The 12,388-nt window shown below is 72.2% G+C and carries 10 protein-coding genes and 1 pseudogene; 8 read left to right on the top strand and 3 right to left on the bottom strand.

Annotated features, from left to right (window positions below):
• Positions 1–16: 16 nt before the first annotated feature.
• On the bottom strand, positions 17–2,140 hold the full coding sequence (gene glgX, locus ACZ46W_RS04850; RefSeq protein ID WP_468331323.1) for a glycogen debranching protein GlgX: 2,124 nt from the start codon (positions 2,138–2,140) through the stop codon (positions 17–19).
• 478 nt (positions 2,141–2,618) lie between these two features.
• Here glgX and ACZ46W_RS04845 point away from each other — a divergent pair, with 478 nt between their 5' ends.
• Together ACZ46W_RS04845 and ACZ46W_RS04840 are read left to right on the top strand one after the other, a co-directional pair.
• A complete protein-coding gene (locus tag ACZ46W_RS04845) occupies positions 2,619–3,869 on the top strand; it encodes an SAV2148 family HEPN domain-containing protein (protein ID WP_468331320.1) in 1,251 nt (416 codons plus the stop codon).
• A 102-nt stretch (positions 3,870–3,971) separates the two neighbouring features.
• Positions 3,972–4,691: pseudogene (locus ACZ46W_RS04840) on the top strand (exonuclease domain-containing protein); the annotation flags it as partial.
• Positions 4,692–4,929: 238 nt separating this feature from the next.
• On the opposite strand, the gene ACZ46W_RS04835 reads toward ACZ46W_RS04840, so the two are convergent.
• Together ACZ46W_RS04835 and ACZ46W_RS04830 are read right to left on the bottom strand one after the other, a co-directional pair.
• Positions 4,930–5,769, bottom strand: coding sequence for an alpha/beta fold hydrolase (locus ACZ46W_RS04835; RefSeq protein WP_468331317.1), 840 nt, complete (start codon positions 5,767–5,769; stop codon positions 4,930–4,932).
• A gap of 45 nt (positions 5,770–5,814) precedes the next feature.
• Positions 5,815–6,678: a phosphotransferase enzyme family protein gene (locus tag ACZ46W_RS04830; protein WP_468331314.1), complete on the bottom strand. Its 864-nt coding sequence runs from the start codon at positions 6,676–6,678 to the stop codon at positions 5,815–5,817.
• A gap of 203 nt (positions 6,679–6,881) precedes the next feature.
• On the opposite strand from ACZ46W_RS04830, the gene ACZ46W_RS04825 reads away from it, so the two are divergent.
• From ACZ46W_RS04825 to mgt, 6 genes are all read left to right on the top strand, one after another.
• On the top strand, positions 6,882–7,748 hold the full coding sequence (locus tag ACZ46W_RS04825; protein ID WP_366132103.1) for a carbohydrate ABC transporter permease: 867 nt from the start codon (positions 6,882–6,884) through the stop codon (positions 7,746–7,748).
• Positions 7,745–8,587, top strand: a complete 843-nt coding sequence (locus tag ACZ46W_RS04820; protein ID WP_468331311.1) for a carbohydrate ABC transporter permease — start codon at positions 7,745–7,747, stop codon at positions 8,585–8,587. Before ACZ46W_RS04825 ends, ACZ46W_RS04820 begins: the two co-directional genes overlap by 4 nt.
• The gene (locus ACZ46W_RS04815; RefSeq protein ID WP_468331308.1) at positions 8,587–9,888 is read left to right on the top strand and encodes an ABC transporter substrate-binding protein; all 1,302 of its coding nucleotides are present in this window, start codon (positions 8,587–8,589) and stop codon (positions 9,886–9,888) included. The genes ACZ46W_RS04820 and ACZ46W_RS04815 overlap by 1 nt, the downstream gene beginning before the upstream one ends.
• A gap of 53 nt (positions 9,889–9,941) precedes the next feature.
• Positions 9,942–10,067 (top strand): hypothetical protein, encoded by a 126-nt coding sequence (locus tag ACZ46W_RS04810; RefSeq protein WP_468331305.1) that lies wholly within the window; start codon positions 9,942–9,944, stop codon positions 10,065–10,067.
• Positions 10,068–10,162: 95 nt separating this feature from the next.
• The gene (gene erm, locus ACZ46W_RS04805) at positions 10,163–10,999 is read left to right on the top strand and encodes an ErmE/ErmH/ErmO/ErmR family 23S rRNA (adenine(2058)-N(6))-methyltransferase (protein WP_468331302.1); all 837 of its coding nucleotides are present in this window, start codon (positions 10,163–10,165) and stop codon (positions 10,997–10,999) included.
• Positions 11,000–11,036: 37 nt separating this feature from the next.
• Positions 11,037–12,245, top strand: a complete 1,209-nt coding sequence (gene mgt, locus ACZ46W_RS04800; protein ID WP_468331299.1) for a macrolide-inactivating glycosyltransferase — start codon at positions 11,037–11,039, stop codon at positions 12,243–12,245.
• Positions 12,246–12,388 lie beyond the last annotated feature (143 nt).

Below are 12,388 nucleotides of genomic sequence, written 5' to 3'. Positions count from 1 at the left end.
CCCTGGAAGCCGTCTCCTAGGCGGGGCGCCGGAGCACCGTCAGACTGCGGCCGATCAGGGTGAGACGGTCGCCCGCGGCGACCTTCGCGCCCTGCCCCGGCTCGACGCCCTCGGGGATGGCCGTGTCCACGACCACCTGCCACTGGCGGCCGTGATTGACCGGCACCACGAAGTCCAGGTCCTCGGCGCTCGCGTTGAACATCAGCAGGAACGAGTCGTCGGCGATCCGCTCCCCGCGCGGGCCGGGCTCGGAGATCGCACTGCCGTTCAGGAACACCGACAGTGCCTTGGCGTGCGCCGCCTGCCAGTCCCGCGCGGTCATCTCCTCACCCTCAGGGGTGAACCAGTTGATGTCCGACAGCTCGTCGTGCGTCCCCTCGACCGGCCGCCCGTGGAAGAAGCGCCGCCGCCGGAAGACCGGGTGGTCCCGCCGCAGCCACACCATCGAACGGGTGAACTCCAGCAGCGACCGGGCCTCCTCGGAGTCCTCGTCCGGCCAGTGCACCCACGCGACCTCGTTGTCCTGGCAGTACGCGTTGTTGTTGCCGCCCTGCGTGCGCCCGAACTCGTCCCCGTGGCTCAGCATCGGTACGCCCTGGGACAGCATCAGGGTGGCGATGAAGTTGCGCATCTGGCGCAGCCGCAGCTCGGTGATCCGCTCGTCGCCGGTCTCGCCCTCGGCGCCGCAGTTCCAGGACCGGTTGTGGCTCTCGCCGTCCCGGTTGCCCTCGCCGTTCTCGTCGTTGTGCTTCTCGTTGTACGAGACCAGGTCGCGCAGCGTGAAGCCGTCGTGGCAGGTGACGAAGTTGACCGAGGCGAGCGGGCGCCGCCCGTCGTCCTGGTAGAGGTCCGAGGAGCCGGTCAGCCGTGACGCGAACTCGGCGAGCGTGCGCGGCTCGCCTCGCCACAGGTCCCGCACCGTGTCGCGGTACTTGCCGTTCCACTCGGTCCACAGCGGCGGGAAGTTGCCCACCTGGTACCCGCCCTCGCCGACGTCCCAGGGCTCGGCGATCAGTTTGACCTGGCTGACCACCGGGTCCTGCTGGACCAGGTCGAAGAACGACGACAGCCGGTCCACCTCGTGGAACTGGCGCGCCAGCGTCGCCGCCAGGTCGAACCGGAACCCGTCGACGTGCATCTCCGTCACCCAGTACCGCAGCGAGTCCATGATCAACTGGAGCACGTGCGGCGAGCGCATCAGCAGCGAGTTCCCGGTGCCGGTGGTGTCCATGTAGTACCGGGGGTTGTTCTCCACGAGCCGGTAGTACGAGGTGTTGTCCAGGCCCCGGAAGGAGAGCGTGGGGCCCAGGTGGTTGCCCTCGGCGGTGTGGTTGTAGACCACGTCCAGGATGACCTCGATGCCGGCCTGGTGCAGCGCGCGGACCGCCGACTTGAACTCCAGGACCTGCTGGCCCCGGTCGCCCCAGGAGGCGTACGCGTTGTGCGGGGCGAAGAACCCGATGGTGTTGTAGCCCCAGTAGTTCGCCATGCCCGCGTCGACGAGCCGGTGGTCGTTGACGAACTGGTGCACCGGCATCAATTCGAGCGCCGTGACGCCCAGTTCGGTCAGGTGCTCGATCACCGCGGGGTGGGCGAGTCCCGCGTACGTACCGCGCAGCTCCTCCGGCAGGGCCGGATGGAGCATCGTCAGGCCCTTCACATGGGCTTCGTAGATCACCGTCCGGTGGTAGTCGGTGCGCGGCGGGCGGTCGTCGCCCCAGTCGAAGTACGGGTTGACGACGACGGAGGTCATCGTGTGCGGCGCCGAGTCCAGGTCGTTGCGGGAGTCCGGCCTGCCGAAGTGGTAGCCGTACACCGCCTCGCCCCAGTCGACGGCGCCGGCGACCGCCCGCGCGTACGGATCGAGCAGCAGTTTCGCGGAGTTGCAGCGCTGTCCGCGCTCCGGCGCGTACGGTCCGTGGACCCGGAACCCGTACCGCTGGCCCGGCATCACGCCGGGCAGGTACGCGTGCCGTACGAACGCGTCGGTCTCGCGCAGCTCCACCGCGGTCTCCGAGCCGTCGTCGTGGAGCAGACACAGCTCGATTCGGTCGGCGGCCTCCGAGAAGACCGCGAAGTTGGTTCCGGCGCCGTCGTACGTGGCGCCGAGCGGATACGCCTGTCCCGGCCAGACCTGCATAGATAAGACTCTTCCACTTCTGATCCGGCTGATGGGGGTCACTTGAGCCAGAATCCTCCCCGAAAGTGGTGCAACCTCCTAGGACTTCGGCCGGTCCTACCGGGTGACCACGCGGCGTGAGCCATGCAGTGGCCGGAAATCGCCCCCTGTGCCTGATTCGTCCGATCAGTACACCGCCGGTGGCGGACGGGCGCCGTCCGGTTGCCCGGGTCAACTTCGCGTTCCGGGGCGTCGCCCGCGCCGGGGCGGGCGCGAGGCGCCGCCGGCCGGAGCCCCGCCGCCGGGCCGCCGGGCCGGGCCCGGTGGGCCGACCATTATGAATCCGCTCACTCCCGGCGCTCGCGGGGACCGGAACCGGCGGAAGAATCATGGACGTTGACAAAGGAGCCCGGCGATCGGGCTGCACCGTCCCGCGCTCCCGGAGTACCCTTCCTTGATCGTTGGAGACGGGCGTCCAGGAGTAGAAGGCGGTGCGCGGGTGAGCTCGGGAGGGCTGGAGCTGCCCCCAGGTGACTCAGGTCATGAGGGGGACTCCACTGACCCCGCTGATGTCCCGCCCGGCGCGGTCTCACTCGCCCGGCCGATGGAGATCGGTGCGGAACTGGACTGGGGCGCGGAGGCCTGGAGCGAGGTACGGACCCGTGCCCAGCGCGCCGGACGCGCCTATATCTGGCTGAATCTGGTCGAACAGCGGCTGCGTGCCGTGGTGGCCGCCGTCCTGCGGCCCGTCTACGAGCCGGTCCACGGCGACGACTGGGTGGTGGCGGCAGCCGGACCCGCCGGGCAGGAGTGGGTGCAGCGGGCCGTCGCCGTGCGCGAGGTGTCCCGTCGCAAGGGGTACCTCCTGGACCCCGCGGACGACAATGTGCTCAGCTTCCTCACGCTGCCCCAGCTCCGCGAGCTGATGGTCCAGCACTGGCCCTGCTTCGAGCCGTACTTCGACGACCGGCGCGAGGTGGAGCTGGCCCTGGACGAGCTGGAGGTCACCCGGAACGTGGTCTCCCGCAACCGGGCCCTGTCGCGCACCGTGCTCGACCAGTCCGAGCGGGCCTCCGCGCGGCTCCTGGAGATCCTCGGCGGCGGCGCGGGCGTGCCGTCCGCGCACCGGCTGCCGGTCGACGCGGTGGAGGACCTCGTGGGCGACCGGTACGCGGACGTCGTCTCCGTCCACCCCGACCGGGTGCGGCTCCAGCGGCAACTGCCCGCCGAGGACCTCTTCGGCGGGGCGCGGCGCCTCGACGCGATCGGCATAGGCCTGAACCTCCTCGTGCAGAACTTCTCCGGGCGGCGGCTGGTGCGGCTCGCCGAGTCGGGCTGCCGGATACGTCTGCTGTTCCTGAACCCGGCCAGCAGCGCCGTTAAACGGCGCGAAAGGGAACTTGGGATCAAAAAGGGCGAATTGAGCCGCTCGGTGGAGATGAACATCCTCCACATGCGGCGGGTGCGCTCCAAGCTGCGCGACCCGGGCGCCTTCGAGATCCAGGTCTTCGACGAGACGCCGCGCTTCACCGCGTACCTCGTCGACGGCGACGGGCCGGACGGGGTGGGTGTCGTGCAGTCCTACCTGCGCCGGGCCCGCGGCATGGAGGCGCCGGTGCTGGTGCTGCGCGGCGGCAGGCGACCGGTCGTCAGGGCCGGCACGGCCGGGACGGAGAACGACCACGGCCTCTTCGAGACCTACCGCGAGGAGTTCGAGTCGGTCTGGGCCGACTCCCGACCGGTCTCCTGAGCCTCGCCGGAGCCCGTTGTCAGTGGTGCGTGGGAGGGTGAAGACCCACAGGGGGAGTGCACCGTACGGGGGGCGCACCACAGCATCGCGAGGAGGAGCAGCATGGGCTGGCACGGGGAGACGCTCGTCGGCTTCGATCTGGAGACGACGGGCACGGAGCCGCTCGAAGCGCGCATCGTGACGGCCGCGGTCGTGGAGGTGCGGGGCGGGGCGGTGGTGGTCCGCCGCGACTGGCTGGCCGATCCGGGCATCCGGATCCCCGCCCAGGCCTCGGCGATCCACGGCATCAGCAACGAGCGGGCCACGGCGGAGGGCCGGCCGGTGCGCGAGGTCGCCGACGAGCTCGCCGACACCCTCGTCGGGTACTGGACGCGCGGGGTGCCCGTCGTGGCGTACAACGCCGGCTTCGACCTGACGCTGCTCACCGCCGAGTTGCGGCGGCACGGACTGCCCGACCTGAGCGAGCGGCTGGGCGGCGCGCCGATAGGCCCGGTCGTCGACCCGTACACCATCGACCGCGCCGTCGACCCCTACCGCCGGGGGAAGCGGAACCTGGAGGCGGTGTGCGCCGAGTACGGCGTGGTGCTGGACGGCGCCCACCAGGCGGCCGCCGACGCGCTGGCGGCCGTGCTGGTGGCCTGCGCGATAGCGGAGCGCCACGCCTCGGTGGCGGCGCTGAGCCCGGGGGAGCTGCACGAGCGGCAGGTGGGGTGGTACGCGCGGTGGGCGGCCGACTTCCAGAGCTTCCTGCGCCGCAAGGGCACCCCGGACGCGGTCATAGACCCCGCCTGGCCGCTGCGGGAGCTCGCGCCGACGGTCGGGGCGCCCGCGGTCGGGGCGCCCGCGGCCACGGCCACGGCGGCCGGGACTGCGGCGGCCCCGGCGGCAGGGCCGCCTACGGTCACGGCTCCGGCGGTAGCGGCTCCTACGGCTACGGCTACGGCTACGGCTACGGCCACGGCCACCGCTTCGGCGGCCGGGGTCACGGCGCCGGCGGTGACGCCCGCCGCCGGTTGAGGCTCCGGGGCGGGCCGGGCGGGCCGGGCGGGCCGGGCGTGCGTCAGGGCTTCGGCGGGCGGCCGTGCTCGGCGAAGAAGTCGAGCAGCAGGGTGTTCACCCGCTCCGGAGCGTCCAACGGCAGCCAGTGGCCGGCGCCCTCGATCCGCTCGTAGCGCCACGAGCCCTCCACGTACTTCTCCGTGCCGGTCATCGACCGCTCGGTGAGGAACCGGTCGCCGCTGCTCCACACACCCAGCACGGGGCCCCGGAGCGACGGCAGCGGCGGCAGCGGGCCGAACATCGCCTCGGGCGACAGCCCCGCCCGGTACACCGACAGCGCGGCGGTGAGCGCACCCGGCTCACGCATCCGCTCCACCGCCTCGTCCCGGTCCGGGTGCTCCGCCAGCATCTCGCGGAGGTTCGCGAAGTCGTCCCGGGACAGCCAGTCCTCGGCGAGCCCCTCGATCTGGAACAACTGCATGTACCAGGACGCCTGACGCTGCTCCCAGCCCGCCGCCAGCAGCGAGCCGAGGTTGCCCACGGACAGCAGGGTGAGGGTCGCCACGCGGGCCGGCGCGGCGAGGGACAGGCCCTGGGCGATGCCCGAACCCCAGTCGTGCCCCACCAGGTGGACGCAGCCGATGTCCAGCCGGTCCAGGAGCTCCAGCAGATCGGCCACCGAGCGGGCCGGGTCGTACGCCTCGGTGCCCTCCGGCCGGTCGGAGGCGCCGAAGCCGCGCAGGTCGGGTGCGATCGTGCGGTAGCCGGCCGCGTTCAGCGCCCGCACCTGGTGGCGCCAGAGGTCGTGGGTGTCCGGGAAGCCGTGCACCAGCAGGACGGGGTCCCGGCCGGTCGCGCTGTCCTGGACCTCCAGGGTCACCTCGCTGAGTTCCACCCGCATGTCAATCCTCCCGTCGGCGAACGGAGTTCATGATGTCAGAAGGGATCAGAAGGGGTACCAGCGCACCTCGGGGTCCCCGTCGCGCAGCGACGCCACCCGGCGGCGGAACTCGGCCAGCGCGTTCGGGTTCGACGGCGCGTGCTGGGCCACCCAGGCGCAGCTCGCCGTCTCCCGGGCGCCGCGCAGCACGGTGCAGCCCTCCCACTCGCGCACGTCCCAGCCGTACGCCCCGGTGAACGCGTCATGGGCCGCCGGGTCGAGGCCGTAGCGGTCCCGGGAGAGCGCCAGGACGACCAGGTCGTGCTCCCGCAGGTCTGCCGAGAACGTCTCCAGGTCGACCAGGACCGGGCCGTCCGGGCCGACGTGCACGTTGCGCGGCAGCGCGTCACCGTGGATCGGGCCGGGCGTCAGATGCGGCGTGAGCGCGGCCGCCGCCTCGGCGAACCCGTCGCGGCGCTCGCGCAGGAACGCCGCGTCGGCCGGGTCGATCGCGTCGCCCGCGAGCCGGAGCCAGCGCTCCACGCCGCCCAGCAGGTCACGGCGCGGCAGCGGGAAGGGAGGCTCCGGGAGGGCGTGGACCAGGCGCAGCAGCGGGGCGAGGTCCCGTGGCTCCGGCGGGCGGACGGCCTCGGGCAGCCGGTGCCAGACCGTCACCGGGTGCCCCTCCACCAGGCGGGGCTTGGGCTCGGCCGCCCGTACGGCGGGGACTTGCGACTCCGCCAGCCAGGAGGCGACCGCCACCTCGCGCTCGGCCCGCTCCAGCAGCTCCGCGTCCCGGCCGATCTTCACCACCAGATCGCCGACGGCGAAGACGGCGTTCTCGCCGAGGGCCAGCAGCACCGCCCCGGCGGCCGCCCCGCCTTCCGCTCCCGCGGCGGCCAGGACCTCCCGTGCCCGCGCCTCGTCCATCGCGTCCGTCCCTCCCGTACACGTGCTGATCCGGAGAAGCATCGCATCCGTGCGGGCACGCTTGACGAACCGACAGCCCGTCAGGACGATGACGCCAGGCCGGCCCAACTTCACAAAGGGGACTGACCGTGACATTGGTGACCGCACCTGAGCGGGCCGGCGGGAGAGCCGGGGGACCGGCGCACCGGCCGGCGCACCGGCCGATGGATCACGGGGCCTGGTTCCTCGTCCTGCCCGCGCTGCTCCCGATCCTGGTCCTCAGCGTCGGCCCGCTGCTCTACGGCATCGCCCTGGCCTTCACCGACGCCCAGTCCGGGCGCACCCGGGCCACCCAGTGGACCGGCACGCTGAACTTCCAGGACCTGCTGCACGACACGCTCTTCTGGGAGTCGTTCCGGATCGGCCTGCTCTGGGCGGTCGGCGTCACCGTCCCCCAGTTCCTGCTGGCCCTCGGGCTGGCCCTGCTGCTCAACCAGAACCTCCGCTTCCGCTGGCTGGCGCGGGCCCTGGCGATCATCCCGTGGGCGATGCCCGAGGTGGTCGTCGGCATCATGTGGCGGCTCGTCTACAACCCCGACGCGGGCATCCTCAACGAGACCCTCCGCGACCTCGGGCTCGGCGACGGGCGGGACTGGCTCACCTCCCTCGCCACCGCGCTGCCCGCCGTGATCCTCGTCGGCATCTGGGCCGGCATGCCGCAGACCACGGTCGCCCTCCTCGCCGGGCTCCAGAACACGCCCCGGGAGCTCCACGAGGCCGCCGCCCTCGACGGCGCCGGGGCGTGGCGCCGGTTCCGTACCGTCACCTGGCCCGCCCTCAAGCCGGTCGCGCTCGCCATCACGGCGCTCAACCTCATCTGGAACTTCAACTCCTTCGCGCTGGTGTACGTGCTCACCAGCGGCGGACCCGGCGGCCGCACCCGGCTGCCGATGCTCTTCGCGTACGAAGAGGCGTTCCGGTACGGGCAGTTCGGCTACGCGGCGGCCATGGGCTGCGTGATGGTCGCCGTCGTCTCCGTACTCCTCGCCTTCCACCTGGTGGCCCGGCTGAAGGGAGGCGAGGACCAGTGAGCGGTCTTCGCACCGGTGGCCCCGCGCGGGCCGGCCAGTACCTCGCGCTCGTCGCGTACCTGGCCTTCCTCGCCCTGCCCTTCCTGTGGCTGGTCTCCACCGCCTTCAAACCGGCCCGGGAGCTGGGCTCCCTGCACCCCACGTGGATCCCGAAGGACGCCACCCTCGCCAACTTCCGGCAGGCGTTCGACGAGCAGCCCCTCCTCCAGGCCGCCGCCAACAGCCTGATCGCCGCGCTCGCCGCCGCCCTGGTCGCCGTCGCCATCGCCACGCCCATGGCCTATGTGATGGCCCGCCACCGAGGCCGGCTCTCGGCCGCGGCGACCGGGTGGGTCGTGGTGAGCCAGGCGTTCCCCTTCGTCCTGGTGATCATCCCGCTCTTCCTGATCCTGAAGAACCTGCACCTGATCAACACCCTCTTCGGCCTGGTCCTGGTGTACGTCGTGTGGTCGCTGCCGTTCGCGCTGTGGATGCTGACCGGCTACGTACGCGCGGTGCCCGCCGAGCTGGAGGAGGCCGCCGCCGTCGACGGGGCGGGCCGGCTCCGTACGCTCGTCTCGGTCACGGCGCCGCTGCTCGCGCCCGGCATCGTGGCCACCGCGCTCTTCGCGTTCATCACCGCGTGGAACGAGTTCTTCTTCGCGCTCGTCCTGCTCAAGACCCCGGAGAAGCAGACGTTGCCGGTCGTCCTCACCCACTTCCTCGGCGCCGAGGGCGTCGCCGACCTCGGGCCGCTCGCCGCGGCCGCGTTCCTCGCCACCCTCCCTTCCCTCGCCGTCTTCGCGGTCATCCAGAAGCGGATCACGGGCGGCATGATGGCCGGGGCGGTGAAGTCCTGATGCGCGCGCGCCTGGCCGGGATCCTGGCCGCCGTCCTCGCGCTGCTGGCGGCCGGCTGCACCGGTAACGGCGGTGGCGGTGGCCGCCCGACCGGGAAGATCGTGCTCCGGTTCCAGTCACTGGCGTGGCAGAAGGAGTCGGTCGACGCCAACAAGGAGCTGGTCGCGGAGTGGAACGCCGCGCACCCCGGCATCCGGGTCGAATACGTCCAGGGCACCTGGGACAGCGTCCACGACCAGCTCCTCACCTCCTTCGAGGGCGGCGAGGCGCCCGACATCATCCACGACGCCTCCGACGACCTCGCCGACTTCGCGTACGGCGGCTACCTCGCCGACCTGCGCCCGCTGCTGTCCGCCCGGCTCAAGGCCGACATCCCGGCGGCGAGCTGGCAGACGACGACCTTCGGGGACGGGGTGTACGGCGTGCCCTTCCTCCAGGAACCGCGCGTCATCATGGCGAACAAGAAGATCCTGGAGTCCTCGGGCGTCCGGATCCCGACCCCGGAAAGGCCCTGGACGTGGCCGGAGTTCCGGCAGGTCGCCCGCGAGTTGACGGCGACGATGGGGGAGGGGAAGTACGCCGTCGCCTGGCCACTGAAGGAGCCGGTCTCCGTCTCCCTCAACCTCGGCCTGTCGGCGGGCGGGCGGCTCTTCCACCGAAGCGGTGACGGCAAGGTCCGCATCCGGTTCGAGGACGGCGACGCCGTCATGCCCGGCACCGTCCACGCCCAGGTCAACACCGACCGCACCGCGCCGCGCACGACGCTGGGGATGGGCGGCTCCGACACGCTCCCCGGCTTCTTCGGCGGCAAGTACGCGATGGTTCCGCTCGGCTTCTCCTACCGCCAGCAGATCGTGCAGCAGGCGCCGGAAGGGTTCGAGTGGATGGTGCTGCCCGCGCCGGCCGGGGAGGGCGGCCTGGCACAGGGCGTCAGCCCGCAGACGCTCTCGATCGCCGAGGACAGCCCGTACAAGGAGGAAGCCGCGCGGTTCATCGACTTCCTCCTCCAGCCGCCCAACATGGTGCGCCTCGCGCGCGGTGACTGGATGCTCCCGACCGGTACGGCGGCGCTCGGGGATCCCTCGCTGCACACCGCGAAGGACGGCTGGGCGACCGGCGCCGCGCTGGCCGAGAACCTCCGGTCCGCCCCGGCGCAGTCGGTGCGCGGGTACCCGGAGTGGAAGGACAAGGTCGCCACGCCCGCCTTCCAGGAGTACTACAGCGGTGCCATCGACGCCGCCGAGCTGGAAAGCCGCCTCGTCGACGACGGAAACCTGGTGTTGGCGCGCTACCAGCGCTGAAGGGCCGGAAATCCCGTTGCCCGCGGCGAGACGGCTCGTCCAGCATGGGGGCCATGTGCAGCGCTTCCATGGCCATCGGGTCCGTCACCGGTCACCACCGGGGCTGCGCGCACGCCATGCGGCTGCGCCGCGGCCCCGGAGCCCTGACCGGCCCGGGGAACCACGCCTGCCGACGGTGACGACACCGTCCTGCTGAGCGCCCCCGCACCACACCGTCTCCGGTCAGGGCCTTCGTCTGCCCGTATGCCCGTCACGGAGACAAGGACCGCAGGCCATGGCCCGCCCGTATGCCCGCACGCACATCCCCGCCCGTACGCACACATCCCCGCCCGCCCGCCCCCGCACGCGCACTCGCCGGCGCGAGCTGTCGCAGAACTTCCTCGCCCCCTCCACCACCGTCCCCGACCGCCTCGTGCGGGCCGCACGTCCCGAGCCCGGCCGGCTGCTGCTCGAAGTGGGCGCCGGACAAGGGGTGCTGACCGCGGCCTTCGCCCCGCACGTCAGCAAGCTGCGGGCGTACGAGATCGACGACCGGCTGCTGCCGGGGCTGCGCGCCCGGTTCGCCGACGAGGCCGGGGTGCGCGTGGTGGCCGGGGACTTCCTCGCCGTCCGCCCGCCGCGCGAACCGTTCGCCGTCGTCGGCAACGTCCCCTTCTCCCGCACCGCCGCCATCGTCGACTGGTGCCTGGGGGCACCCGCGCTCACCGACGCGACGCTGATCACCCAGCTCGAGTACGCCCGCAAGCGCACCGGCGACTACGGGCGCTGGTCACGGCTGACGGTCAGTCAGTGGCCGTGGTTCTCCTGGGCGTTCCTGGGCCGTGTCGGGCGCCGGGAGTTCCGGCCCGTGCCCCGGGTGGACGCCGCGATCCTGCGCGTCGAGCGGCGGGCCAGGCCGCTGCTGCCGCCCGGTGAGGCGGCCGCGTACCGGCGGCTCGTCGAGGCGGGCTTCGGGGGCGTGGGCGGCTCGGTGTACGCCTCGCTGCGCCGGGAGGGGCATTCGGCGCGGCGGCTGGAGCGGGCGTTCCGGGCGGCGGGTCTGGACCGGTCGGTCGTGGTCGCCCACGTACCCCCGGAGGGGTGGCTCGCGCTGCACCGGGCACTCCTCTAATTGGACGATACGTATCGTCTCGCTTAGTCTAGGGGGCATGAACGCCGTAGATCGTGCCCATATCGCCATGTTCTCCATCCCCGCCCACGGGCACGTCAATCCGAGCATCGAAGTGATCCGGGAGCTCGTCGCCCGTGGGCACCGCGTCAGTTACGCGATCCCCGCCTCCTTCGCGGACAAGGTGGCCGCGGCCGGCGCGGAGCCCGTCATCTACACCTCGACGCTCCCGGCCGAGGAGGACCCGGAGGCGTGGGGGACCGAGCTGATCGACAACATCGAGCCCTTCCTGGACGACGCCATCCAGGCGCTGCCCCAGCTCGCGGCGGCCTTCGAGGGTGACGAGCCGGACCTGGTCCTCCACGACACCGCCGCCTACCCGGCACCCGTCCTCGCGCACCGCTGGGGCGTGCCCGCCGTCTCGCTGTGGCCGCACCTCGTCCCCTGGGAGGGGTACGAGGAGGAGGTCGCCGAGCCGATGTACGCCGACCTCAAGGCGTCCGAGCGCGGCAAGGCGTACTACGCGCGCTTCGAGGCGTGGCTCGCGGAGAATGGGGTCGACACCCACCCCGACCGGCTGATCGCGCGCCCCCGCAAGGCCGTCGTGCTCATCCCCAAGGCGCTCCAGCCGAACGCCGACCGGGTCGACGAGTCCGTCTACACCTTCGTCGGCGCCTGCCAGGGCGACCGGAGCGACCAGGGGGAGTGGCGGCGGCCGGCCGGCGCCGAGAAGGTCGTGCTGGTCTCGCTCGGCTCGACGTTCACCAAGCAGCCGGACTTCTACCGCCGTTGCGCCGAGGCCTTCGGGGACCTGTCGGGCTGGCACGTCGTGCTCCAGATCGGCAAGTACGTCGACCCCGCCGAGCTCGGGGACCTGCCCGCCAACGTCGAAGCCCACCGCTGGGTACCGCAGTTGGCGATCCTCCGGCAGGCGGACGCGTTCATCACGCACGCGGGCGCGGGCGGCAGCCAGGAGGGCCTCGCCACCGGTACGCCCATGGTGGCCGTCCCGCAGGCCGTCGACCAGTTCGGCAACGCCGACATGCTGGCCTCGCTCGGCGTCGCCCGGCACCTCCCGATGGCCGACGCCACGGCCGATGCCCTGCGGGCGGCGGTGCTGGAGCTGGCCGGTGACCCGGAGGTGGCCCGGCGGGCGGAGGAGATCCGGCGGCGGATGGCGGCCGAGGGCGGCACCAAGCGGGCGGCGGACCTGATCGAGGCGGAACTTCCGGTGCGGCGCGACCGCTGATACCGACTCCTCCCGGGAAGAGGCGTGGCGTGCTCATTTGGGGCACGCCACGCCTCTTTGTCTGGTGAGTTACCTCATGGGCGTTTTGTTATTAAGGAAGTTTGTTGAGTAAGTCACAGCTATGTGAAGTCCTTGATCTGCGC

The sequence above is a fragment of the Streptomyces sp. NPDC031064 genome, assembly GCF_055570965.1.
This window is presented reverse-complemented; position numbering and strand designations above follow the sequence as displayed.

Bases quoted from the DNA above. Each gene is read 5' to 3' on its own strand.
- ACZ46W_RS04835 (WP_468331317.1), bottom strand. From the start codon at position 5,769: ATGCGGGTGGAACTCAGCGAGGTGACCCTGGAGGTCCAGGACAGCGCG.
- glgX (WP_468331323.1), bottom strand. From the start codon at position 2,140: ATGCAGGTCTGGCCGGGACAGGCGTATCCGCTCGGCGCCACGTACGAC.
- ACZ46W_RS04825 (WP_366132103.1), top strand. From the start codon at position 6,882: ATGGATCACGGGGCCTGGTTCCTCGTCCTGCCCGCGCTGCTCCCGATC.
- mgt (WP_468331299.1), top strand. From the start codon at position 11,037: ATGAACGCCGTAGATCGTGCCCATATCGCCATGTTCTCCATCCCCGCC.
- erm (WP_468331302.1), top strand. From the start codon at position 10,163: ATGGCCCGCCCGTATGCCCGCACGCACATCCCCGCCCGTACGCACACA.
- ACZ46W_RS04810 (WP_468331305.1), top strand. From the start codon at position 9,942: ATGTGCAGCGCTTCCATGGCCATCGGGTCCGTCACCGGTCACCACCGG.
- ACZ46W_RS04830 (WP_468331314.1), bottom strand. From the start codon at position 6,678: ATGGACGAGGCGCGGGCACGGGAGGTCCTGGCCGCCGCGGGAGCGGAA.
- ACZ46W_RS04815 (WP_468331308.1), top strand. From the start codon at position 8,587: ATGCGCGCGCGCCTGGCCGGGATCCTGGCCGCCGTCCTCGCGCTGCTG.